General features: G+C 61.9%; 17 protein-coding genes and 1 tRNA gene. 13 read left to right on the top strand and 5 right to left on the bottom strand.

All coding sequences use genetic code 11. From position 1 onward, the window contains the following. Positions 1-132 precede the first annotated feature (132 nt). Positions 133-762 (top strand): TetR family transcriptional regulator C-terminal domain-containing protein, encoded by a 630-nt coding sequence (locus NTA49_RS13180; protein ID WP_258295260.1) that lies wholly within the window; start codon positions 133-135, stop codon positions 760-762. Between the two features lie 14 nt (positions 763-776). Here NTA49_RS13180 and NTA49_RS13175 read toward each other — a convergent pair whose 3' ends face one another. After that, positions 777-2234 carry a glutamine synthetase family protein gene (locus tag NTA49_RS13175; RefSeq protein WP_258295259.1) on the bottom strand — a complete coding sequence of 486 codons (1458 nt, stop codon included), beginning with the start codon at positions 2232-2234 and terminating at the stop codon, positions 777-779. Further along, entirely contained in the window at positions 2231-3550 is a 1320-nt protein-coding gene (locus NTA49_RS13170; RefSeq protein WP_258295258.1) for an aromatic ring-hydroxylating dioxygenase subunit alpha, read from the bottom strand. Before NTA49_RS13170 ends, NTA49_RS13175 begins: the two co-directional genes overlap by 4 nt. A gap of 231 nt (positions 3551-3781) precedes the next feature. Between NTA49_RS13170 and NTA49_RS13165 the strand changes: the two genes are divergently transcribed. Continuing rightward, on the top strand, positions 3782-4570 hold the full coding sequence (locus NTA49_RS13165) for an IclR family transcriptional regulator domain-containing protein (RefSeq protein WP_258295257.1): 789 nt from the start codon (positions 3782-3784) through the stop codon (positions 4568-4570). Positions 4571-4575: 5 nt separating this feature from the next. Here the strand turns inward: NTA49_RS13165 and NTA49_RS13160 are convergent, their stop codons facing one another. Next, entirely contained in the window at positions 4576-4917 is a 342-nt protein-coding gene (locus NTA49_RS13160; RefSeq protein WP_258295256.1) for a 5-carboxymethyl-2-hydroxymuconate Delta-isomerase, read from the bottom strand. Between the two features lie 154 nt (positions 4918-5071). On the opposite strand from NTA49_RS13160, the gene NTA49_RS13155 reads away from it, so the two are divergent. The 9 genes from NTA49_RS13155 to arsJ all read left to right on the top strand — a co-directional run bounded on the left by NTA49_RS13155 (position 5072) and on the right by arsJ (position 13873). After that, positions 5072-6160: a LacI family DNA-binding transcriptional regulator gene (locus NTA49_RS13155; protein WP_258295255.1), complete on the top strand. Its 1089-nt coding sequence runs from the start codon at positions 5072-5074 to the stop codon at positions 6158-6160. 4 nt (positions 6161-6164) lie between these two features. Continuing rightward, positions 6165-7160, top strand: a complete 996-nt coding sequence (locus NTA49_RS13150; protein ID WP_258295254.1) for an ABC transporter substrate-binding protein — start codon at positions 6165-6167, stop codon at positions 7158-7160. Between the two features lie 94 nt (positions 7161-7254). Then, positions 7255-8037: an ABC transporter permease gene (locus tag NTA49_RS13145; protein ID WP_258295253.1), complete on the top strand. Its 783-nt coding sequence runs from the start codon at positions 7255-7257 to the stop codon at positions 8035-8037. A 4-nt stretch (positions 8038-8041) separates the two neighbouring features. Beyond that, complete coding sequence (locus NTA49_RS13140) at positions 8042-8830, top strand: ABC transporter permease (protein WP_258295252.1); 789 nt, start codon at positions 8042-8044, stop codon at positions 8828-8830. Beyond that, on the top strand, positions 8827-9858 hold the full coding sequence (locus tag NTA49_RS13135) for an ABC transporter ATP-binding protein (RefSeq protein ID WP_258295251.1): 1032 nt from the start codon (positions 8827-8829) through the stop codon (positions 9856-9858). Before NTA49_RS13140 ends, NTA49_RS13135 begins: the two co-directional genes overlap by 4 nt. Next, positions 9858-10673 carry a phosphodiesterase gene (locus NTA49_RS13130; protein ID WP_258295250.1) on the top strand — a complete coding sequence of 272 codons (816 nt, stop codon included), beginning with the start codon at positions 9858-9860 and terminating at the stop codon, positions 10671-10673. Before NTA49_RS13135 ends, NTA49_RS13130 begins: the two co-directional genes overlap by 1 nt. 88 nt (positions 10674-10761) lie before the next feature. Continuing rightward, positions 10762-11610, top strand: coding sequence for an arsenate reductase/protein-tyrosine-phosphatase family protein (locus NTA49_RS13125; protein ID WP_258295249.1), 849 nt, complete (start codon positions 10762-10764; stop codon positions 11608-11610). Beyond that, entirely contained in the window at positions 11607-12605 is a 999-nt protein-coding gene (locus NTA49_RS13120; RefSeq protein ID WP_258295248.1) for an ArsJ-associated glyceraldehyde-3-phosphate dehydrogenase, read from the top strand. Before NTA49_RS13125 ends, NTA49_RS13120 begins: the two co-directional genes overlap by 4 nt. Beyond that, the gene (gene arsJ, locus NTA49_RS13115; protein WP_258295247.1) at positions 12602-13873 is read left to right on the top strand and encodes an organoarsenical effux MFS transporter ArsJ; all 1272 of its coding nucleotides are present in this window, start codon (positions 12602-12604) and stop codon (positions 13871-13873) included. The genes NTA49_RS13120 and arsJ overlap by 4 nt, the downstream gene beginning before the upstream one ends. Positions 13874-13892: 19 nt before the next feature. Here arsJ and NTA49_RS13110 read toward each other — a convergent pair whose 3' ends face one another. After that, complete coding sequence (locus tag NTA49_RS13110) at positions 13893-14543, bottom strand: SGNH/GDSL hydrolase family protein (RefSeq protein ID WP_258295246.1); 651 nt, start codon at positions 14541-14543, stop codon at positions 13893-13895. Between the two features lie 97 nt (positions 14544-14640). Then, positions 14641-14730: transfer RNA gene (locus NTA49_RS13105), tRNA-Ser, on the bottom strand. Between the two features lie 281 nt (positions 14731-15011). On the opposite strand from NTA49_RS13105, the gene NTA49_RS13100 reads away from it, so the two are divergent. Together NTA49_RS13100 and NTA49_RS13095 are read left to right on the top strand one after the other, a co-directional pair. Beyond that, positions 15012-15521 carry a hypothetical protein gene (locus tag NTA49_RS13100; protein ID WP_258295245.1) on the top strand — a complete coding sequence of 170 codons (510 nt, stop codon included), beginning with the start codon at positions 15012-15014 and terminating at the stop codon, positions 15519-15521. A 150-nt stretch (positions 15522-15671) separates the two neighbouring features. Further along, positions 15672-17270 carry a hypothetical protein gene (locus NTA49_RS13095; RefSeq protein ID WP_258295244.1) on the top strand — a complete coding sequence of 533 codons (1599 nt, stop codon included), beginning with the start codon at positions 15672-15674 and terminating at the stop codon, positions 17268-17270. Positions 17271-17319 lie beyond the last annotated feature (49 nt).

Below are 17319 nucleotides of genomic sequence, written 5' to 3'. Positions count from 1 at the left end.
AAAGATTGCCCCAAGTCTTAGCCGAGCCACCCACGCCCGTAAAGTTTTTTTGAGCGCTCAAATAAAAACAATTGAAATGACATCCCCCAGACATTGTGAAAAAGAGAACGACACGCGACGGAGGAAACGGGTTTGACCGAAAAAGCAACAGCAGGCGCATCGAAGCCCCGCAAGGAACGCAAGGACAACGCCGACATGCGGCGGCGGCAATTGCTTGAAGCGGCACAGCGATCGGTGATGCAACACGGGCTGGCCAAGACCACGCTTGCCACGGTCGCCGCCGAGGCCGGGTTGTCACAGGGCGTCGCGGTGTTCTACTTCAAATCCAAGAACGGCTTGCTGACGGAAACGCTGCGCGCGCATTACCAGACCTATGCGGACACCTGGCGCGCCGCGATGGAAAGCGCTGGCCCCGATCCGCTGGACCGACTGATGGCCCTGATCGCGGCGGATTTCTCGCCCGAGGTCTGCACGCCCGAGGCGCTGTCGATCTGGTTCGCCTTCTGGGGCGAACAGAATTTTACCCCGCAATACGCCGAGATTTCACGCGCCTTCGACAAGGACCGGGGCGACATGATCCGCAGCATCTGCCGCGATCTTCTGGCAGGCGCGCCTGACGACGACGTCAACCGTTTCGCGGAATGGATCGACACGCTGACCGACGGGTTCTGGCAGACGCTGCACCTGCAACCCCACCGGATCACGCGGGAGCATTGCCTGGCCTCGACCCGCGCGATGATCCTGCAGCTGCTGCGCGGCTAGGGGATAGGCAGGGCTCAGAACAGCCCGAAATACTCGGTCTGTTCCCATTCCGAGATGGTGAGGTGATAGCGGTCCCACTCGGCCTTGCGGATGGTGGTCAGGTAATCGACGAAGGCGTCGCCAAGCTGGCTGCGGTAGAACTCCGACCCGGCAAAATGCTGTATCGCGCTCAGCAGGCTTTCGGGCAAGTGGACAGCATCGGCATCGTAGGGCGTCTCGACCGGTTCGGGTGCTTTCATACCCTGCAAGATGCCGTCGAGGCCCGACAGGATCTGGCTGGCGAAGAAGTAATAGGGGTTCGCCGTCGTCTCGGCGACGCGGTTCTCCACCCGCGAGGCATTGTCGCCGGGCGCCATCAGCCCCCGCACCATCGCGCCCCGGTTGTCGCGGCCCCACTGAATGCGGTCTGGGGCCAGCTGGTGCGGGCGATAGCGTTTGTAGCCGTTGACCGTCGGCGTCGTCAGCAGGCAGCTTTCCTCGGCATGGGCCAGCAGCCCCGCGATCCAGCCGCTGGCGACATCGCTCAAGGTGTCGGGCTCGTCGGGGATCATCAGGTTGCGGCCTGTCTTTGCATCCACGACAGACTGGTGCAGGTGCCAGCCGCTGGCGGCCGCGTTCGGCACGCTCGGTTTGCACATGAACGTCGCATGCAACCCCTGCCGCGCGCAGACCTCTTTGACCATCGTGCGGAACATCATCATGTTGTCGGCGTGGGTCAGCGGGTCGGCGGGGTCGAAGGTAAACTCGAACTGGCTCGGCCCCATCTCGATCTCCATCGAGCGGACCGGCAGGTTCAGCGCTTGGCAATGACGGCGCAGATCGTCCAGCAGCGGCTCAGCTTGGGAATAAAGCGTCTCGGTCAGGAACTGATAGCCTTGCGCCAGATTGCGCGTCTGCACTGGCTTCCCCGGCATGGTGGCGTCGGCATGGTCCAGCCTTGGGTCGATCCGCTCGAACACATGAAACTCGACCTCGAGCCCCACGACCAGCGCCATATCCTGCACCTCCATCTTTGCAATGGCGGATTTGAGCACGTCGCGCGGCGAAAACGGCATGACCGCGCCCGACTTGAACCGAGGATCACAAAAGATCCAGGCACTGTGCGGCGACCACGGCAGAATGCGGAACGTGTCGGGATCGGGCAGCATCAGGATGTCGCCCGCCCCGCCCATGCCGCCGCTTACACCAGGATCGTCGGACCAGATCGGAAAGACGGTACGATGTGCGGTATCCTTGAGCAGCAGCGACGACGGTGCGGCCAGCCCCGAAGTGAAGATCGACGCGAAGGCCCCCGCCACGATGGTCTTGCCGCGCAAAATGCCGTGCTGGTCGGCGAAGAGTACGCGGATCGTTTCCAGATCGCTTTGCGCCACCCGATCGACCAGCGCCGCGACCTTGTCCAAGTCGGCATCACCGATCAATCCCGCCTGCGCCAGCGCGCCCTTCGCGATTGCGGAACGGGTGTCGGTCACGTGGTCGCGTCCCAGCCCTTGCAACCCGCGCGGCGGGCGCGGTCGCTCGCCTCGAAGGCGTCGTGCCATGCGTGGCGGTCGCCGATGGTGTCGTTCGAGATCGGGCCATAGACCGTGCTGGGATCGACCCCGTTCAGCATCGGCAGCGCGTCGGTGTTGCCCTCTTTCAGGCTGGCGATGGCAGCGCGCATCATGCGGCGGTATTTGATGATCGCCACATCGGTCTTGCCCAGATGCTCCTTGGTCCGGTCAAAGATCGGGCCGGGGCTTTCGACGGCCCACTGGTCATGCACGTTGATGTCGAGGCCCATGCCGGTATAGGTCTCGGTGCGCTGCTCGTCAGGGTCAAAGCCGTAATCGTTCGACTTGTTCTTGATCGGGGCGTAATCCGGCAAGCGGTGTTCCTTGAGACGTTGCGCGCGCATCAGGTCCTTGTCGACGGGTTTGTCGAAGCTGGTGAACATCGAATACCAATAGCATCTTTCGTCGTCGATAGGCACGTGCCACTGGGTGATGATCATCTCGCGGCTCATCGGGATCGAGATCGCCTCGGGGAAGATCTGGTTGGTGATGCGCACGTGGGTCTTGCCCCCGTCCAGATGCCGCAGCGCGATGATGCGCATGCCGTAATCCGTCTCCTCGACCGAGATGTCGGGCCGCGTGTAATCGCGCAGCAGCTTGGTCATGGGAATGTCGGTATCGGCGGCCTTGTCGCGGAACTGCTTGCCATAGCTGTCGGCGGGGTCTTCGTCTTCGAGAAAGCGGTGCAGGAACGACGCGTGCGCGGGGTCGATGCCGACCTCCATCGCTTGCAGCCAGTTGCATTGCCACAGCCCCTTAAACGCGAAAACATGGGTTTCAGGCGCGCGAAAGCAGTCGAAGTTGGGAAATTCTGGCGGCTCACCGGGGCCCATGTAGGCAAAGATGATGCCGTTCTTTTCGACCACCGGATAGGCGGTGTTCTTAATCTGCTCATGCATTTTCGAACCTTCGGGCTCGCCGGGCTGTTCGACGCACTGACCGGTTCGGTCGAAATGCCAGCCGTGGAACGGGCAGCGCAACCCGTTGTCCTCAAGTCGGCCAAAGCACAGATCGGCTCCGCGATGCGGACAGCCGCGCCCGATCAGGCCCAGCTTGCCTTCGGTGTCGCGAAACAGCACCAGATCCTCGCCCAGCAGTTTGACTGGCACCACGGGGCGCGGGCCTTTCAGTTCATCCGAAAGTGCCGCGGGTTGCCAATAGTGGCGCATCACTGCCCCGGCGTCGGTGCCGGGTCCGGTGCGGGTCAGCGTATCGTTGAGTTCCTGACTGATCATGTCGCGTGTCCTTCACGTTGCGGTGGCTGCCGCGAGATGCGCGGCGGCTGCCTTGGCAAAGTCGTCACTTCGAATTTCCCTATTGGCAGTGCGGCCCCAATATGTTCATATATCGCACAATTGTTTATATATCGAGCGCGAACAGGGGCGATATGTCAAGCCTGAATCGTCGTGCGTCCAAGGTTCCGCATTTGAAAAATGCACGCGTTCCACCGCAAAGGAATTTCTCACGTGACAACAGCATCCGGCCCCGACGGCCCACCGCACCGCGACATATCTTCGACGTTCTTCAAGGGCTTGCAGGTTTTGTCGGCATTCGATGATGATCACCCGCGCCTGACCATGGCCGAGATCGGGCAGATCACCGGGCTGGACCGTGCCGCCGTGCGCCGCCTGATGATCACGCTGGTCGCATTCGGCTATGTGCAGAAAACCGGCAAACACTACGGGCTGCTGCCCAAAATCCTGACACTCACCGGCAGCTACATGCGCGGCAATGCCATGGGCACGGTCGTCCAGCCGATCCTGAACCGACACTCAAAGGATCTGCTGAAAGAGATTTCGCTGGCCGCGCGTGCGGATACCGAAGCCGTCTATATCGCCAAGTCGATCCTGAGCGATGCGGATATCTCGTTCGGTTTCACCGTCGGAAGCCGCCTGCCGATCCTGCAAACGGCGATTGGCCGGATGCTGCTGGCGACCTGCGATGACGCGACCCTATCGCAGATTGTGCGCACCGCGCCCTTGCGCCCCTACACCGCCCAGAGCCTGATGGACCGCGAGGCGATCCTGAGCAAAGTACAGGATGCCCGCGCCCAGGGCTACGCGCTGGTCGACAATGAATTCGAGGCGGGCGTGGCCGGTCTGGCCGTGCCGGTCGGGCCGGTGGCGGGGGCCACGATGGTCATCGGCGTTTCTGTTCCGCTGGCCCGGTTGACGGGCACCGACCTCAAGACACATGCGCTGAACACCTTGCAGCAATGCGCCAACGAGCTGGTTCGCAGCCGCACGGGCGTCTGAAGCCGTCAGATCAGCCGCTTGCGGTAACTCTCGGAGTCCATGTCGCAAATCTCGATGCTGATGCTTTGAACCTCCGGCCAGCGGGCCGCCAGCGCGTCGCGCAGATCACATGACAGCGCATCCTTTTGCGCGAACGTGCGCCCGGCCAGCAAACGCGCGGTCACGTGGATAAAACTTGTGCGCCCATCCAACGCCAGGGCGTCGGCGCAGGGATAGAGCCGTACCTTGATGTCCTGCGGATTGATCGTGTCCTGCGCCGCCCCCGTTTCCGCCACGATCCGCATGAGGTCCTGCCGATCCTGGGGCGTGTCCGGTGTTCCGACGGTTTCGATGATGAAATGGGGCATGGTTCGATCCAGTTTTGGCAATTGCCTCCCCTGCTTACTGCGCAAATTTTTTCAGGGCAAACCCCTCTGCCCGATCCCGTGCGGCGGCGCCTGTCATAATCCTGTTGCGAATCTTCGGTACTCATGTGGAAACGTTTCCACGCGGGTACATCAGATGGACAACCGGCAGAAAGTCACGATCAAGGACGTCGCACGCGAGGCGGGGTGCGGTATCGCCACGGCAAGCCGGGTCCTGAACAAATCCGGCCCCGCCAGCCCCGAAGTTCGCGCCCGTGTCGAGACCGCGGCACAGGATCTGGGTTTTTCCTTCAGCGCCCTTGGGCGGGCGCTGCAAGGGGGGCGCAGCATGACAATCGGCTGCCTGGTGCCATCGCTCGCCAACCCGGTCTTTGCCGAAGCGGTGCAGGGCGTGCAGGAGACGTTGGCAGGCACAGGATACCAACTGCTGATCGCCAGTTCGAACTATGACGGCGAGGCCGACAACGAGGCCATCGCGACGCTTGCCGCCAAAGAAGTCGACGGGCTGATCGTGACGATGGTCGCGCCCGAACGCAGTGCGGCGCTGAAGCAGGCGCGCCAGCGAGGGCTGCCGGTTTCGCTGATGTTTCATGATCCCATCGATGGCTTTCTCACCGCCCATGTCGACAACTTCGAGGCGGCGCGCGAGGTGGCGCGGCGGTTCGCGGACCTTGGCCACCGGCAGACGGCGTTTCTGGCGCTGCGATTTTCCACTTCGGACCGGTCGCGCAACCGTTATGCCGGGTTTCACGCCGGATGCCGTGCGCGCGGCATGCCAGATCCGGCGCTGATCGAATTGGGCGAGGCCGAGGCCAATACGCCCGAGCTTCTGGCCGCGATCCTTGCTGCACACCAAGGACTGACCGCGATTTTTGCGTCGAACGACTTTCTGGCCATCGCGGTTCAAAAAGCCGCGCGCCTGATGGGCAAGAGCGTGCCGAGGGATCTGTCGGTCGTGGGCTTCGACGGTATCGAAATCGGGCGGCTGCTGGACGTGCCGCTGGCCACCATCGAGACCGCGCCGGACGCCATGGGCCGACAGGCCGCGCAGACGCTTCTGGATATGATGCAGGGAAATCCCGGCGTGCAGCGCCCGCCCCTGCCCTTTGATTTTCGTGCAGGTGCCACGCTGGCACCCCCGCGCACGAAAAGCCGTGACGACGACCAGGTTCGCCCCCGGCCGCCGTCTGTTCACTCGCTCAAGACCGATCTCAAACAAGGATGAACCCATGAAACATACTGTTCTCTCAGCGCTTCTTGCAACCGCGATTGCCGCTCCGGCCTTTGCAGACGACGCCATCTGCTACAACTGCCCGCCACAGTGGGCTGACTGGGCCTCGATGCTGGAAGCCATCGACGAGAAGCTTGACGTGCAAATGCCGCACGACAACAAGAACTCGGGCCAGACCCTCAGCCAGCTTTTGGCCGAGCGCGCCGCGCCCGTGGCCGATGTGGCCTATTACGGTGTGACCACAGGCATCAAGGCTGGCAACGAAGGTGTCGTTGAGCCCTACAAACCAGCAGGCTTTGAAGATATCCCCGATGGCCTGAAAGATCCCGAAGGCCGCTGGTTTGCCATCCACTACGGCACGCTGGGCTTTTTCGTGAACGTCGATGCGCTTGGCGGTGCCGAAGTACCACAGTGTTTCGCGGACCTGACCAAGCCCGAATATCGCGGCATGGTGGGCTATCTTGATCCGTCGTCCGCCTTTGTCGGTTATGCCGGTGCCGTGGCAGTGAACCTGGCCAATGGCGGCGATCTGGGCAACTTCGATCCTGCGATCGAATACTTCAATGCCCTTGCCGAAAACGACCCCATCGTGCCCAAGCAAACCTCGTTCGCGCGCGTGGTTTCGGGGGAAATCCCGATCCTTTTCGATTACGATTTCAACGCCTATCGCGGCAAATACGAAGAAGACGGCAATTTCGAATTCGTGCTGCCCTGCGAAGGTTCGGTGCGCGTGCCTTATGTCATGAGCCTGGTGGCAGACGCGCCGAACCCGGACACCGGCAAGCGTGTGCTGGATTTCATCCTGTCGGATGAGGGTCAGGCGATCTGGACCAACGCCTATCTGCAACCGGCCCGCCCTGTCGAGCTGCCTGCGGATGTGGCCGACAAGTTCCTGCCCGCCTCTGATTACGAGCGTGCGGTTGCCGTGGATTACGCCGAGATGGAACGCGCACAAGCAGCCTTTGGCGAGCGTTACCTGAACGAAGTCAAGTAACTCCCCAAACCCGTTCGGACCGGGCAAAGGATATGCCTGCCCGGTCCCCTTTTTTGGCATCGGAGCCGCCGTTATGGGCCAACGACAATTCTTAATGCTCTGCCTGCTGCCGCTGGCGGTGTTCACGCTGGCGTTTCTGGCGATCCCGCTTGGGCGGTTGATCCTTGCCTCGGGCGAGAGCGAAGCGGGTTGGGCGATCTACCTCAAGATCATCCAGACCCCGCGCTATGTCTCGACACTGGTGCAGACGGTCGTGGTATCGCTGGCCGTCACGGCAGCGGCGCTGGCGATCTCGACCACGGCAGGTCTGTTTCTGGTGCGCAACCGCTTTGTCGGGCGCAATACGTTGCTGTCGATCCTGACCTTGCCGCTTGCCTTTCCGGGGGTGGTCGTGGGCTTTATGATCATCCTGCTGGGCGGGCGTCAGGGCTTGGTGAACCAGATCCTGCCCGGTCACTGGGTCTTTGCCTATTCGATTACGGGCTTATTTCTGGGCTATCTCTATTTCTCGATCCCGCGCGTGCTGCTGACCGTCATGGCCGCCGCCGAAAAGATCGACCCCGCGCTGGAAGAGGCCGCGCAGACGCTGGGCGCGCCGCAGCACCGCATTGTCATCGACGTTCTGTTGCCCGCACTTTCGCCTGCGCTGATCGCGGCGGGGGCCATCGCCTTTGCAACCGCGATGGGGGCGTTCGGCACCGCATTCACGCTGGCAACCGACATCGACGTGTTGCCGATGGTGATCTACACCGAATTCACCCTGTCGGCGAACATTGCCATGGCCTCGGCGCTGTCGGTGATCCTGGGGCTGGTGACCTGGACCATGCTGCTGATCGCGCGCAGCTTCTCTGGCGGCACCGTCGCGGCGGGAGGCTGAAGCGATGAAATCCCTGAGCAAAGCCATTCCGCTGATCGTCACGCTGCTGGCCTGCGCCTTTCTGCTGATCCCGATCATCCAGTCGGTGCTGGCGGGGCTGACCGTCAACTATTTCCGCGGTCTGTCTTCTGGCCTGACGTTGAAATGGGTCGCGAGGGTGCTTGAGCTTTATTCCGGCAGCATCCTGCTGTCGATCTGGATCGCGCTGGCCTGTCTGGTCGTCACCCTGATCCTGGGCGTGCCCGCCGCCTATGCGCTGGCGCGCAATCCGGGCCGCGCGTCGCGGGTGCTGGAGGAATTCATCTCGCTGCCGCTGGCCATCCCCGGTCTGGCGCTGGCGCTGGCGCTTTTGCAGCTTTACGGCACTTTGCAGGGGTTCCGAACCAGCTGGACCTTCATCCTTGTGGGTCATGTTCTGTATACGCTGCCGTTCATGGTAAGGTCGGTCCTGTCGGTGCTGGCCGCCATTGATCTCAAGGTGCTTGAAGAAGGGGCAGCCTCGCTTGGTGCCGGCCCTGCGCGACGCTTTTTCGACATCGTGGTGCCTAACGCCTTGCCGGGTATTCTCGCCGGAGCGCTGACCGTCGTCACCCTGTCGATCGGCGAGTTCAATCTGACATGGATGCTGCACACGCCCTATCTGAAAACCCTCCCCGTGGGGCTGGCCGACAGCTATGCCTCGATGCGGCTCGAAGTGGCCTCGGCCTATACGCTGGTCTTCTTCGTGATGATCGTTCCCCTGTTGATGGCCATGCAATGGGCCAGTGCCCGCGCCCAAAGGATCATGCAATGACGCTGACGCTTACCAATATCGCCAAGACATTTCCGGGCGGCGTTCAGGCGCTGCTGCCCACCGATCTGGAAATCGCGAAGGGCGAGATTGTCTCGCTGTTGGGGCCGTCGGGCTGCGGCAAGTCCACGCTGCTGCGAATGATCGCCGGGCTGGAGACACCTGATGCAGGCGCGAAGATTGTTTTCGACGGCGAAGACGTGACAAGACAATCGGTCGAGACCCGCAAGATCGGCATGGTGTTTCAATCCTATGCGCTGTTTCCCAACATGTCCGTGCGCGGCAACATCGGATATGGGCTGAAGATGCAGAAACTGCCCAAGACCGAGATCGAGGCGCGGGTGAACGAGGTCATCGCGCTGTGCCGTCTGGACGGGTATGCCGACCGCGCGATCACCGCACTGTCGGGCGGGCAGCGGCAGCGCGTGGCTCTGGCCCGCGCAATGGCGCCGCGCCCGCGGGTGCTGTTGCTGGACGAGCCGCTTTCGGCGCTGGATGCCGCCCTGCGCAGCCAGTTGCGCGACGAGCTGGCGTTGCTGTTGCGCCAGTTCGGGATCACCGCGATTTTCGTCACCCACGACCAGAACGAAGCGATGGCCATCGCCGACCGTGTCGCGGTGATGAGCCTGGGCGAAGTGGCCCAGATCGGCACACCCGAGGCGCTTTACCGCAATCCTGCCACCGGGTTCGTCGCGCGTTTCGTCGGCGATGCCATGCCACTGGAGGGACGGATCGAGGGCGACCGGCTGCACCTGCCGGGCGGTATCCTGCCCTTGCCGGGGCCTGCGCGCGGCAGCGAGGTTCTGGTTCGTGCAGAAGACATTCGTCTCGACCCGCAGGGGCCTATCACGGCCCGCGTTGAGACCGTTACCTTTCTCGGCACGCACTACCGGATCGCGTTGTCGGGCGCGTCGGACACGCTGCTGATCGCACTGCATTCGGGCCTGAGCGCGCCGCAGCAGGGCGAGAACGTGCGCCTGTCTATCGCCCCCGAAGCGCTTTTGATCCTGCCCAAGGGAGTGGCAGCCTGATGCCCGGTTTCATCCAGATCACCGACACCCATATCGTCGAGCCCGGCGCGCTCGTCTGCGAACGTTCCGACAGCGCTTCGGCCCTGCGCCGAGCGATCGAGACGATCAACGCCAAACTGTCCCTGTTCGACGGGATTGACTGCGCCATCGTCACGGGCGATCTGACGGATCATGGGACGCCGCAGGAATATGCGCATTTCGCAACGTTGATGGCAGGGCTGAACCTGCCCTGGCTGGCGATTCCGGGCAATCACGACCAGCGCGACGCGATGCGCACAGCCTTTGCCGACGCGCCGTGGATGCCCGCGCGCGGCCCGGTTCACTGGGTGCGCGACTTTGGCCCGTTCGTAGTGATCGCCCTCGACACGCTGCTTGAAGGTGCCCATCACGGCGAACTCGGCCCCGACGGGCTGGCCTTTCTCGACGCCTCGCTTGCGGCGCGTGGCGACCAACCCGTCGTTGTCGCCACGCACCACCCGTGGATGCACAGCGGGATACCCGCGATGGATGCCGACAACCTGCGCGATGGCGCTGCCATGATCGAACGGTTGCAGGCGCACCCTGCCCCCGTGCGGATGATTTCGGGCCATGTCCACCGCGCGATGACTGGCCAGATCGGGCGTGTGACCTGCCAGATCGCGCCCGCCACCTGCCATGCGGTGCTAACCGATCACCTGCCTGATGCCGCGCTGCACCTGGTGCTGGAACCGGGCGGCTTCTCAGTTTGTCGCTGGATCGACCATCCGGGCCCCGGTCTGGTGTCGGATGTGATCCCGGTGGGCAACTTTGCGGGACCCTGGCCATTTCAGGACTGACGCCTTTCATCCAGCACCCGGAAATGGCCAGCACGGGCATCGCAAAAACTTCACTTGCCTCACTTCATAGTTCATATATTCGTGAATTATGGAATCAATATTCTCATCCCGACTCGCCACCCTTGGCCATCCGCAGCGTCTGGCCCTGTTCCGGCTGCTGATGCGTCGCTATCCCGACCGGGTGCCCGCAACCGAACTGGCGCAGGCGCTTGGCCTGAAGCCGAACACGCTTTCGACCTATGTGAACGCGCTCAGGCAGGCGGGTCTGATCACGCAAGACCGCGTGGGAACCTCGCTGCTTTATGCCATCGACATGGCTGCGGCGCGCGAAACGATTGATTTTCTCCTGCTCGACTGTTGCAGGGGTCGGCCCGAAATTTGCACCCCGAACATTTTTCCTGTCTTGACCGGAAACCGGCCCATGCCTGACCGCAAGTACAATGTGCTGTTCATCTGCACGGCCAATTCCGCCCGCTCGATCTTTGCGGAATCGATCCTGCGTGATCTGGCAGGCGACCGGTTCAACGCATATTCCGCAGGCACCAAACCACGCTCCGAGATCAATCCCTTTGCGCTTGAGGTGTTGAGGAACAAGAAGCACGACCTGTCGGTCCTGCACTCGAAGAACGTGGCGGCGTTTCAAACCGAAAACGCGCCCGATTTCGATTTTGTCTTTACCGTCTGCAATCAGGCCGCAAACGAGGATTGCCCCGCGTGGCAGGGGCAGCCGATCAGCGCGCATTGGGGGCTGCCCGACCCGGTCAAGGCCGAAGGGTCGGACGCGGAAAAAAGCCTGGCGTTCCAGCACACATACGGCGCGCTGCGCAACCGCATGATCGCCTTTACCGCCCTGCCCTTTGCTGCACTTGACCGTCTTTCATTGCAAAGGGCTGTCGATGACATTGGCCAATCCACCACGGAAGGACTGCTTACATGACCGTTTATGCCCTCAATGGCCTTGGCCGCATCGGCAAGCTGGCGCTGAAACCCCTGCTGGCGCGGGGGGCTGAAATTGCATGGATCAACGACGCGGTCGGCGACCCCGAGATGCACGCCCACCTGTTCGAATTCGACACGGTGCACGGGCGGTGGCAGGCCGATTTTGCTCATGATGCGGACAGTGTCACGATTGACGGCGTGCGCCTGCCGTTCATCGGCACGCGCGACCTTTCTGCCCTGCCGCTGGAGGGTGCCGATGTCGTGATCGACTGCACCGGCGTCTTCAAGTCGGAAGCAGCGCTTGCGCCCTATTTCGAGGCGGGCGTGAAAAAGGTGATCGTGTCGGCCCCGGTCAAGGACGGCGATGCCGCAAACATCGTCTATGGTGTCAATCAAGACATCTACGACGCTGACCGCCACCGCATCGTGACCGCCGCAAGCTGCACCACCAACTGTCTGGCACCGGTGGTCAAGGTCATCCACCAGGCCCTGAAAATCCGGCACGGGTCAATCACCACGATCCACAATGTCACCAACACCCAGACCATCGTGGACCGCCCGGCAAGGGATCTGCGCCGCGCCCGTTCGGCGCTGAATTCGCTGATCCCGACCACCACGGGCAGTGCGACCGCCATCACCCTGATCTATCCCGACCTTAAGGGGCGGCTGAACGGCCACGCCGTGCGGGTGCCACTGCTGAACGGCTCGTTGACCGACTGCGTGTTCGAGGTGGAACGCGCCACGACAGCCGAAGAGGTGAACGCCCTGTTCAAGGCGGCGGCAGAGGGGCCCCTGAAGGGCATTCTGGGATATGAAGAACGCCCGCTGGTGTCGACTGACTATACCAACGACAAACGTTCCGGCATCGTCGATGCGCCTTCGACCAAAGTCGTCAATGGCACCCAGGTGAAGATTTACGCCTGGTACGACAATGAAATGGGCTATGCGCACCGGCTGGTCGATGTGGCCTGCATGGTGGGTGACCGGCTGTGACCCAGGCTGCTGCACGGCCCGAAGGCCTGTCCGCCTATATTGCGGTCACGGCCTCCTACTGGGCGTTCATGCTGACCGATGGCGCGCTGCGCATGTTGGTGCTGCTGCATTTTCATACGCTGGGCTTTTCACCGGTCCAGCTTGCCTATCTCTTCGTGTTCTACGAGATCGCGGGCGTGGTGACCAACCTGTGCGCAGGCTGGATCGCCGCACGGTTCGGTCTGACCTCGACGCTTTATGCGGGCCTCGGATTGCAGGTGCTGGCCTTGCTTGCCCTGGCGCAGCTTGATCCCGCCTGGACGGTCAGTGTCTCGGTTCTGTTCGTCATGCTGGTGCAGGGCGCAAGCGGTGTCGCGAAGGATCTGGCCAAGATGTCGTCGAAATCCGCGGTCAAGCTGTTGGCACCCGAGGGCGAAGGGCTGTTTCGCTGGGTGGCGCTTTTGACCGGCTCGAAGAACATGGTGAAAGGCGCGGGTTTCCTTCTGGGGGCCACCTTGCTGGCAACGCTTGGGTTCGTCTGGGCCGTGCTTGGGATGGCTGCGATCCTTGGCGCGATATTGGTGGCGGTGTTGATCGCGATGCCGCCCGGACTGCCGAAGGGGCGCAGGGGTGCCAAATTCTCCGAAGTGTTTTCGAAATCGGCCAACGTAAACTGGCTGAGCGCCGCTCGTGTCTTTCTGTTCGGCGCACGGGATGTCTGGTTCGTCGTAGGCATCCCGATCTATTTTTACGCCGTGCTGTCAGATGGCACGGTCGAGGGCAACCGTGCGGCGTTCTTTCAGATCGGCACGTTCATGGCCGGTTGGGTGATCCTCTATGGTTTGGTGCAGGCAAATGCGCCCCGCATCCTGCGCGCCAAAAGCCGACCGGAACCCGAGCTGGTTGCCGCAGCGCGCGGCTGGGCCTGGACGCTTCTTGTGGTGCCGGTTGTGCTGACCATCGCGGCCACAATTGCGCCTGCGCCGCAGACATGGCTGACCGTCACCGTGGTTGCCGGACTGCTGGCCTTCGGCGCGATCTTTGCGGTGAATTCGTCCCTGCACTCCTATCTGATCCTGTCGTTCACCCAGGCCGAGCGCGTGACAATGGACGTCGGTTTCTACTACATGGCCAATGCCGCCGGACGCCTGGCCGGAACGCTGTTGTCGGGACTGACCTATCAGCTGGGCGGCCTGCCCCTGATGTTCGGCACAGCGGCGGCCATGGTGGCCGCATCGGCAGTGGCGGTCGGGTTTCTGAGGCCGGGTCAGCGGGTCGCCGGCGTCTGAGACAGGCCCACGGCGACGCTTATTCCCCGCGCGTCAGCAGCGGTGCGATCTGGGCGGCGATGCGGGCAGAGCCCTTGCGCGACGGGTGCAGCCGGTCGGCTGCGAAAAGCGACGGATCGTCGGGGCGAAACACATCGTCCATGTCGACCAGCGTGACGCCCGGATCGGCCTGTGCCATCCGGGCCACACGCTCTTCAAGCACCCGGTAGGGCGGCTCGCAGGTGGTGCCCGCATAGCGCGGAGAAGTGTAATAATCGGCCCAGATCACATTCGAGCCACGCGCCCTCAGATCGGCCACCAGCGCTGGGATCGCCCCTTGGGTGCCATCCTGCGAGATCAGCCGATCCAGCACGGCACCGCAATCGGAACAATCGCACCCCCCGCTCAGATCGTTCGAGCCGCCGTTCAGCACCACCCAATCTGCCCGGACCCCGTCAAGCTGCGCAGGAATGTTCAGCGGACCGCGTCCACCTGCAACCTGCGCCAGGGACAGCGACACATCCCCCACCGGCGCGCCCAGCCGCTCCTGCAGGACATCGGCCACCGAAGCCCCCGCCGCGCGGTTCCACGCCATGACGGAATCCCCCGCCACGACAATCCGCGCATCGTCAGGAACGCCACGCCCGCAGGCAGTGAGCAGGCTCAGAAGGAGTATGATCCAGTATTTCATTTCGGTGGACCTAAGCCGCGCGACCCCGACTGCAAGCCACGCGCGCGGCATGAGCGAACTTTTACGCAGGTTTGTTCGGACCGGCAAACGGGGGTAGTGGCGGAGACGAAGGGATTCGAACCCTCGAGACCCTTCCGGGCCTACTCCCTTAGCAGGGGAGCGCCTTCGACCACTCGGCCACATCTCCGTCGACGCGTATAGCCAAGCAAACATAGGGATTACAAGGCGATTCTGCCCTTCTGCTGAAAAACCTTACCACACCCGAAAATCGACTCAAGTGGCACTGAGAGGCACTGAACGGCACCGAGTGTGGGCAAGATTTGGTCAATTTCCCTTACAGCAAAAGCGCCCTCGAACGCGTCAAGTGGTTTGTGAGGCGGCGCAGACCGAACGCGTCCTTGAACCTGCCACGGCCATTTCCCCCCGATCCTGCGCGATCCGATCTCCTTCTCAGAAGGAGGCTCAGACATGAAAAACATCAGCAAGGACCCAGGTTCGGCGAGTGCTGAAGAGCTTGCCAAGTATTGGAGACTGCCTTCGGCCAGGGCAGCCCGTGAGCTGGCACGAAAGGTCGGCGTTCGCCACTTCGGCGGCCGATACGCGTGGTATTCCATTTGGGCGTCCGAGGGTCTTGCCCCACCGCCACGTTCGCGCTGGGACGAACTGAAGCTGCTACACTGCACGGCTGACGACGTCGCGGGCATCCTGGGGGAGTCGCCGCGCTCCGCCCGGCGGCGCAACTTGGCGAAGCCCGATGCGGGTTTTCCAGATCCGATCCCACTGCGGAAAAAACCCATGCTTTGGCGAAGGGCACAGCTACGCGCCTGGCAAGCAGGATTGCCCGTTCCTCACTACAAGCGCGTCTCGACGACACCGATGCTCTCGCCGGAAGCCTCGAAGGCCCGGCAGCAGAAGCCCGTTTGCAACTCATTCGATCCGTGGGCTGCCGTGCGATCTGCGGCCACCGGGAACGATTAAGTGACACCCCCGACGAAGAACGGAAAAGATGACAAACACCCGGCAAGATTGTTCCGGCTTTTCTTGCAGACTGCCTGTCAATTTCCGCTTCGTCATAACGAAGAACGGCCAATCTGAACGATGAACGGCCAAATCAAGGAAGTGAGACCCATGACTTTCAATCCCTTTGAAGATAATTTCCAGGGCCTTGGCGACAAAGCGACATCCGGAGAGAAGAATCTCCAGGGAGTGCTCGCGTGGCTCGAACGCGACGAATGCCCTCTCGGGGATGCCGCTCGGCGAACCTATGCGCAAGCCGTCCGAAAAGCAGCAAGGCTGATCGGTCGGACGCCTGACCAAATTCCAGCTTGCACGACGCAGTTTCAGAGCATTTTTCCAAACAAGGAATATGTTCGTTCCTGGGGCAAGTCCTTCTGCGCTGCCAAGCGCTGGAAGCGCAACGTCTCGGCGGCAATCAATGGCGCGACCGGCACCATCGCGGCTCAGAAGGAGCGCAGGTCGCGGCGCGACGATTGGGCCTGGCTTCTGGCTGTGCTGCGGGAAATTGCAGAGAAGGGCCGACCCTCTCCGTTCGAGCTTCATCCGAAGCAGCTCATCTGTATCCAAAGCTGCGCGGATACAGCCAGAAAGCTGGAGATCCGGGTAAGCGACATTGATCCGGACGTCGCTTTTTGTCTTTACCGAGCTGCACCTACGAAAGCGGCAAAGAACGCTGTCGTAGCAGCGCTCGATCTCGTCGATCAGTCACGCGTCATAACGGATCGGCGGATACAGCGTATCCTGCCAGCGGAGATCATTGGCTTCGTCCGGCCAGAACGGGCTGAGAAAGTCGCAATTCCAGCATCCTTGATGCAGGAACTGGACACTTGGGTTGACCTTGCATCTCGAGGACGCTGGTCGATAACAGACAACGCTTTTACGGGCGGCGTCTCCCCCACACCCTACCTCAATGCCGCCAAGAAGATCATCACAACGGCAGAACGTGCCGACGCTTTGAAGCTCACTGAACTGAACACCATAGCGGCGGCCTTCGATGAGCGGGTTTTGGTTACTGTCGTTCAAATGCTACGCGACCTAAACAAAAATGATGGAGTCGGCGCCATCACGCCTCGCACCGCTCGGGGTTATTTCGAATGCCTCATTCCGCTTTTAGAGCGCAACGGCGAAGATACTTCTTCCGTAAGAATGATCCTCGACACGGATCGATGGCTCAAGACGGGCAGCCGCAGTCGGACCGAAATGTCCCCACACGTCCGCTCCTTCTGTCGGAGTGTGGTAACCGACATGAACGCGCGAATTCGATTCCTGTCACTCCACATCCAGCTCAGGAAGAAGGCGATCCTGCACTTGAAAGCTGCCCAGATGACAACGGGCCGTGAAGCCGAGCAGCAACTCGAGAAGGCGCGTCGCTTCGGGACATGCGCGGCCTTCGCGGCCCTGGAAACCGACGCGATCCCGGCGCGCGTCTCGAGCGTCTTGAAGACGACCTTCCGCGGCAGCGCCGCTTGGCTTCACCTCGGACAACGCAAGACGGACGACGGGCGCATTACGATCCCCTCTGCATACGTGAAGAACCGAAAGACGCTCCATGCGACCATATCGGCGTCCAGCCGCTTGCGGGGTCTGGAAACGCTCCGCTGGTATAAAAAGGTCATCCGGCCGCTGTTTGTTTGTTGGTTTTCATTGAGAACTGACCCGGTATTTTCACCGAGATTTGACCCACCCTTTATTGTTTATCAGCGGTCATGATTTGGTCAATGGCTGCGTCTCCTTTCGTGTTTTCTTTGCAGCTTCTGAG

It is taken from the genome of Pseudosulfitobacter koreensis (genome assembly GCF_024733015.1).
GTDB lineage: Bacteria > Pseudomonadota > Alphaproteobacteria > Rhodobacterales > Rhodobacteraceae > Pseudosulfitobacter > Pseudosulfitobacter koreensis.
The sequence above is the reverse complement of the archived record's forward strand: the minus strand, read 5'-3'. Positions and strand labels throughout refer to the sequence as shown.

Bases quoted from the DNA above. Each gene is read 5' to 3' on its own strand.
- NTA49_RS13100 (WP_258295245.1), top strand. From the start codon at position 15,012: ATGAAAAACATCAGCAAGGACCCAGGTTCGGCGAGTGCTGAAGAGCTT.
- NTA49_RS13145 (WP_258295253.1), top strand. From the start codon at position 7,255: ATGCTCTGCCTGCTGCCGCTGGCGGTGTTCACGCTGGCGTTTCTGGCG.
- NTA49_RS13155 (WP_258295255.1), top strand. From the start codon at position 5,072: ATGGACAACCGGCAGAAAGTCACGATCAAGGACGTCGCACGCGAGGCG.
- NTA49_RS13170 (WP_258295258.1), bottom strand. From the start codon at position 3,550: ATGATCAGTCAGGAACTCAACGATACGCTGACCCGCACCGGACCCGGC.
- NTA49_RS13150 (WP_258295254.1), top strand. From the start codon at position 6,165: ATGAAACATACTGTTCTCTCAGCGCTTCTTGCAACCGCGATTGCCGCT.
- NTA49_RS13130 (WP_258295250.1), top strand. From the start codon at position 9,858: ATGCCCGGTTTCATCCAGATCACCGACACCCATATCGTCGAGCCCGGC.
- NTA49_RS13125 (WP_258295249.1), top strand. From the start codon at position 10,762: ATGGAATCAATATTCTCATCCCGACTCGCCACCCTTGGCCATCCGCAG.
- NTA49_RS13110 (WP_258295246.1), bottom strand. From the start codon at position 14,543: ATGAAATACTGGATCATACTCCTTCTGAGCCTGCTCACTGCCTGCGGG.
- NTA49_RS13095 (WP_258295244.1), top strand. From the start codon at position 15,672: ATGACTTTCAATCCCTTTGAAGATAATTTCCAGGGCCTTGGCGACAAA.
- NTA49_RS13140 (WP_258295252.1), top strand. From the start codon at position 8,042: ATGAAATCCCTGAGCAAAGCCATTCCGCTGATCGTCACGCTGCTGGCC.
- NTA49_RS13120 (WP_258295248.1), top strand. From the start codon at position 11,607: ATGACCGTTTATGCCCTCAATGGCCTTGGCCGCATCGGCAAGCTGGCG.
- NTA49_RS13160 (WP_258295256.1), bottom strand. From the start codon at position 4,917: ATGCCCCATTTCATCATCGAAACCGTCGGAACACCGGACACGCCCCAG.
- NTA49_RS13135 (WP_258295251.1), top strand. From the start codon at position 8,827: ATGACGCTGACGCTTACCAATATCGCCAAGACATTTCCGGGCGGCGTT.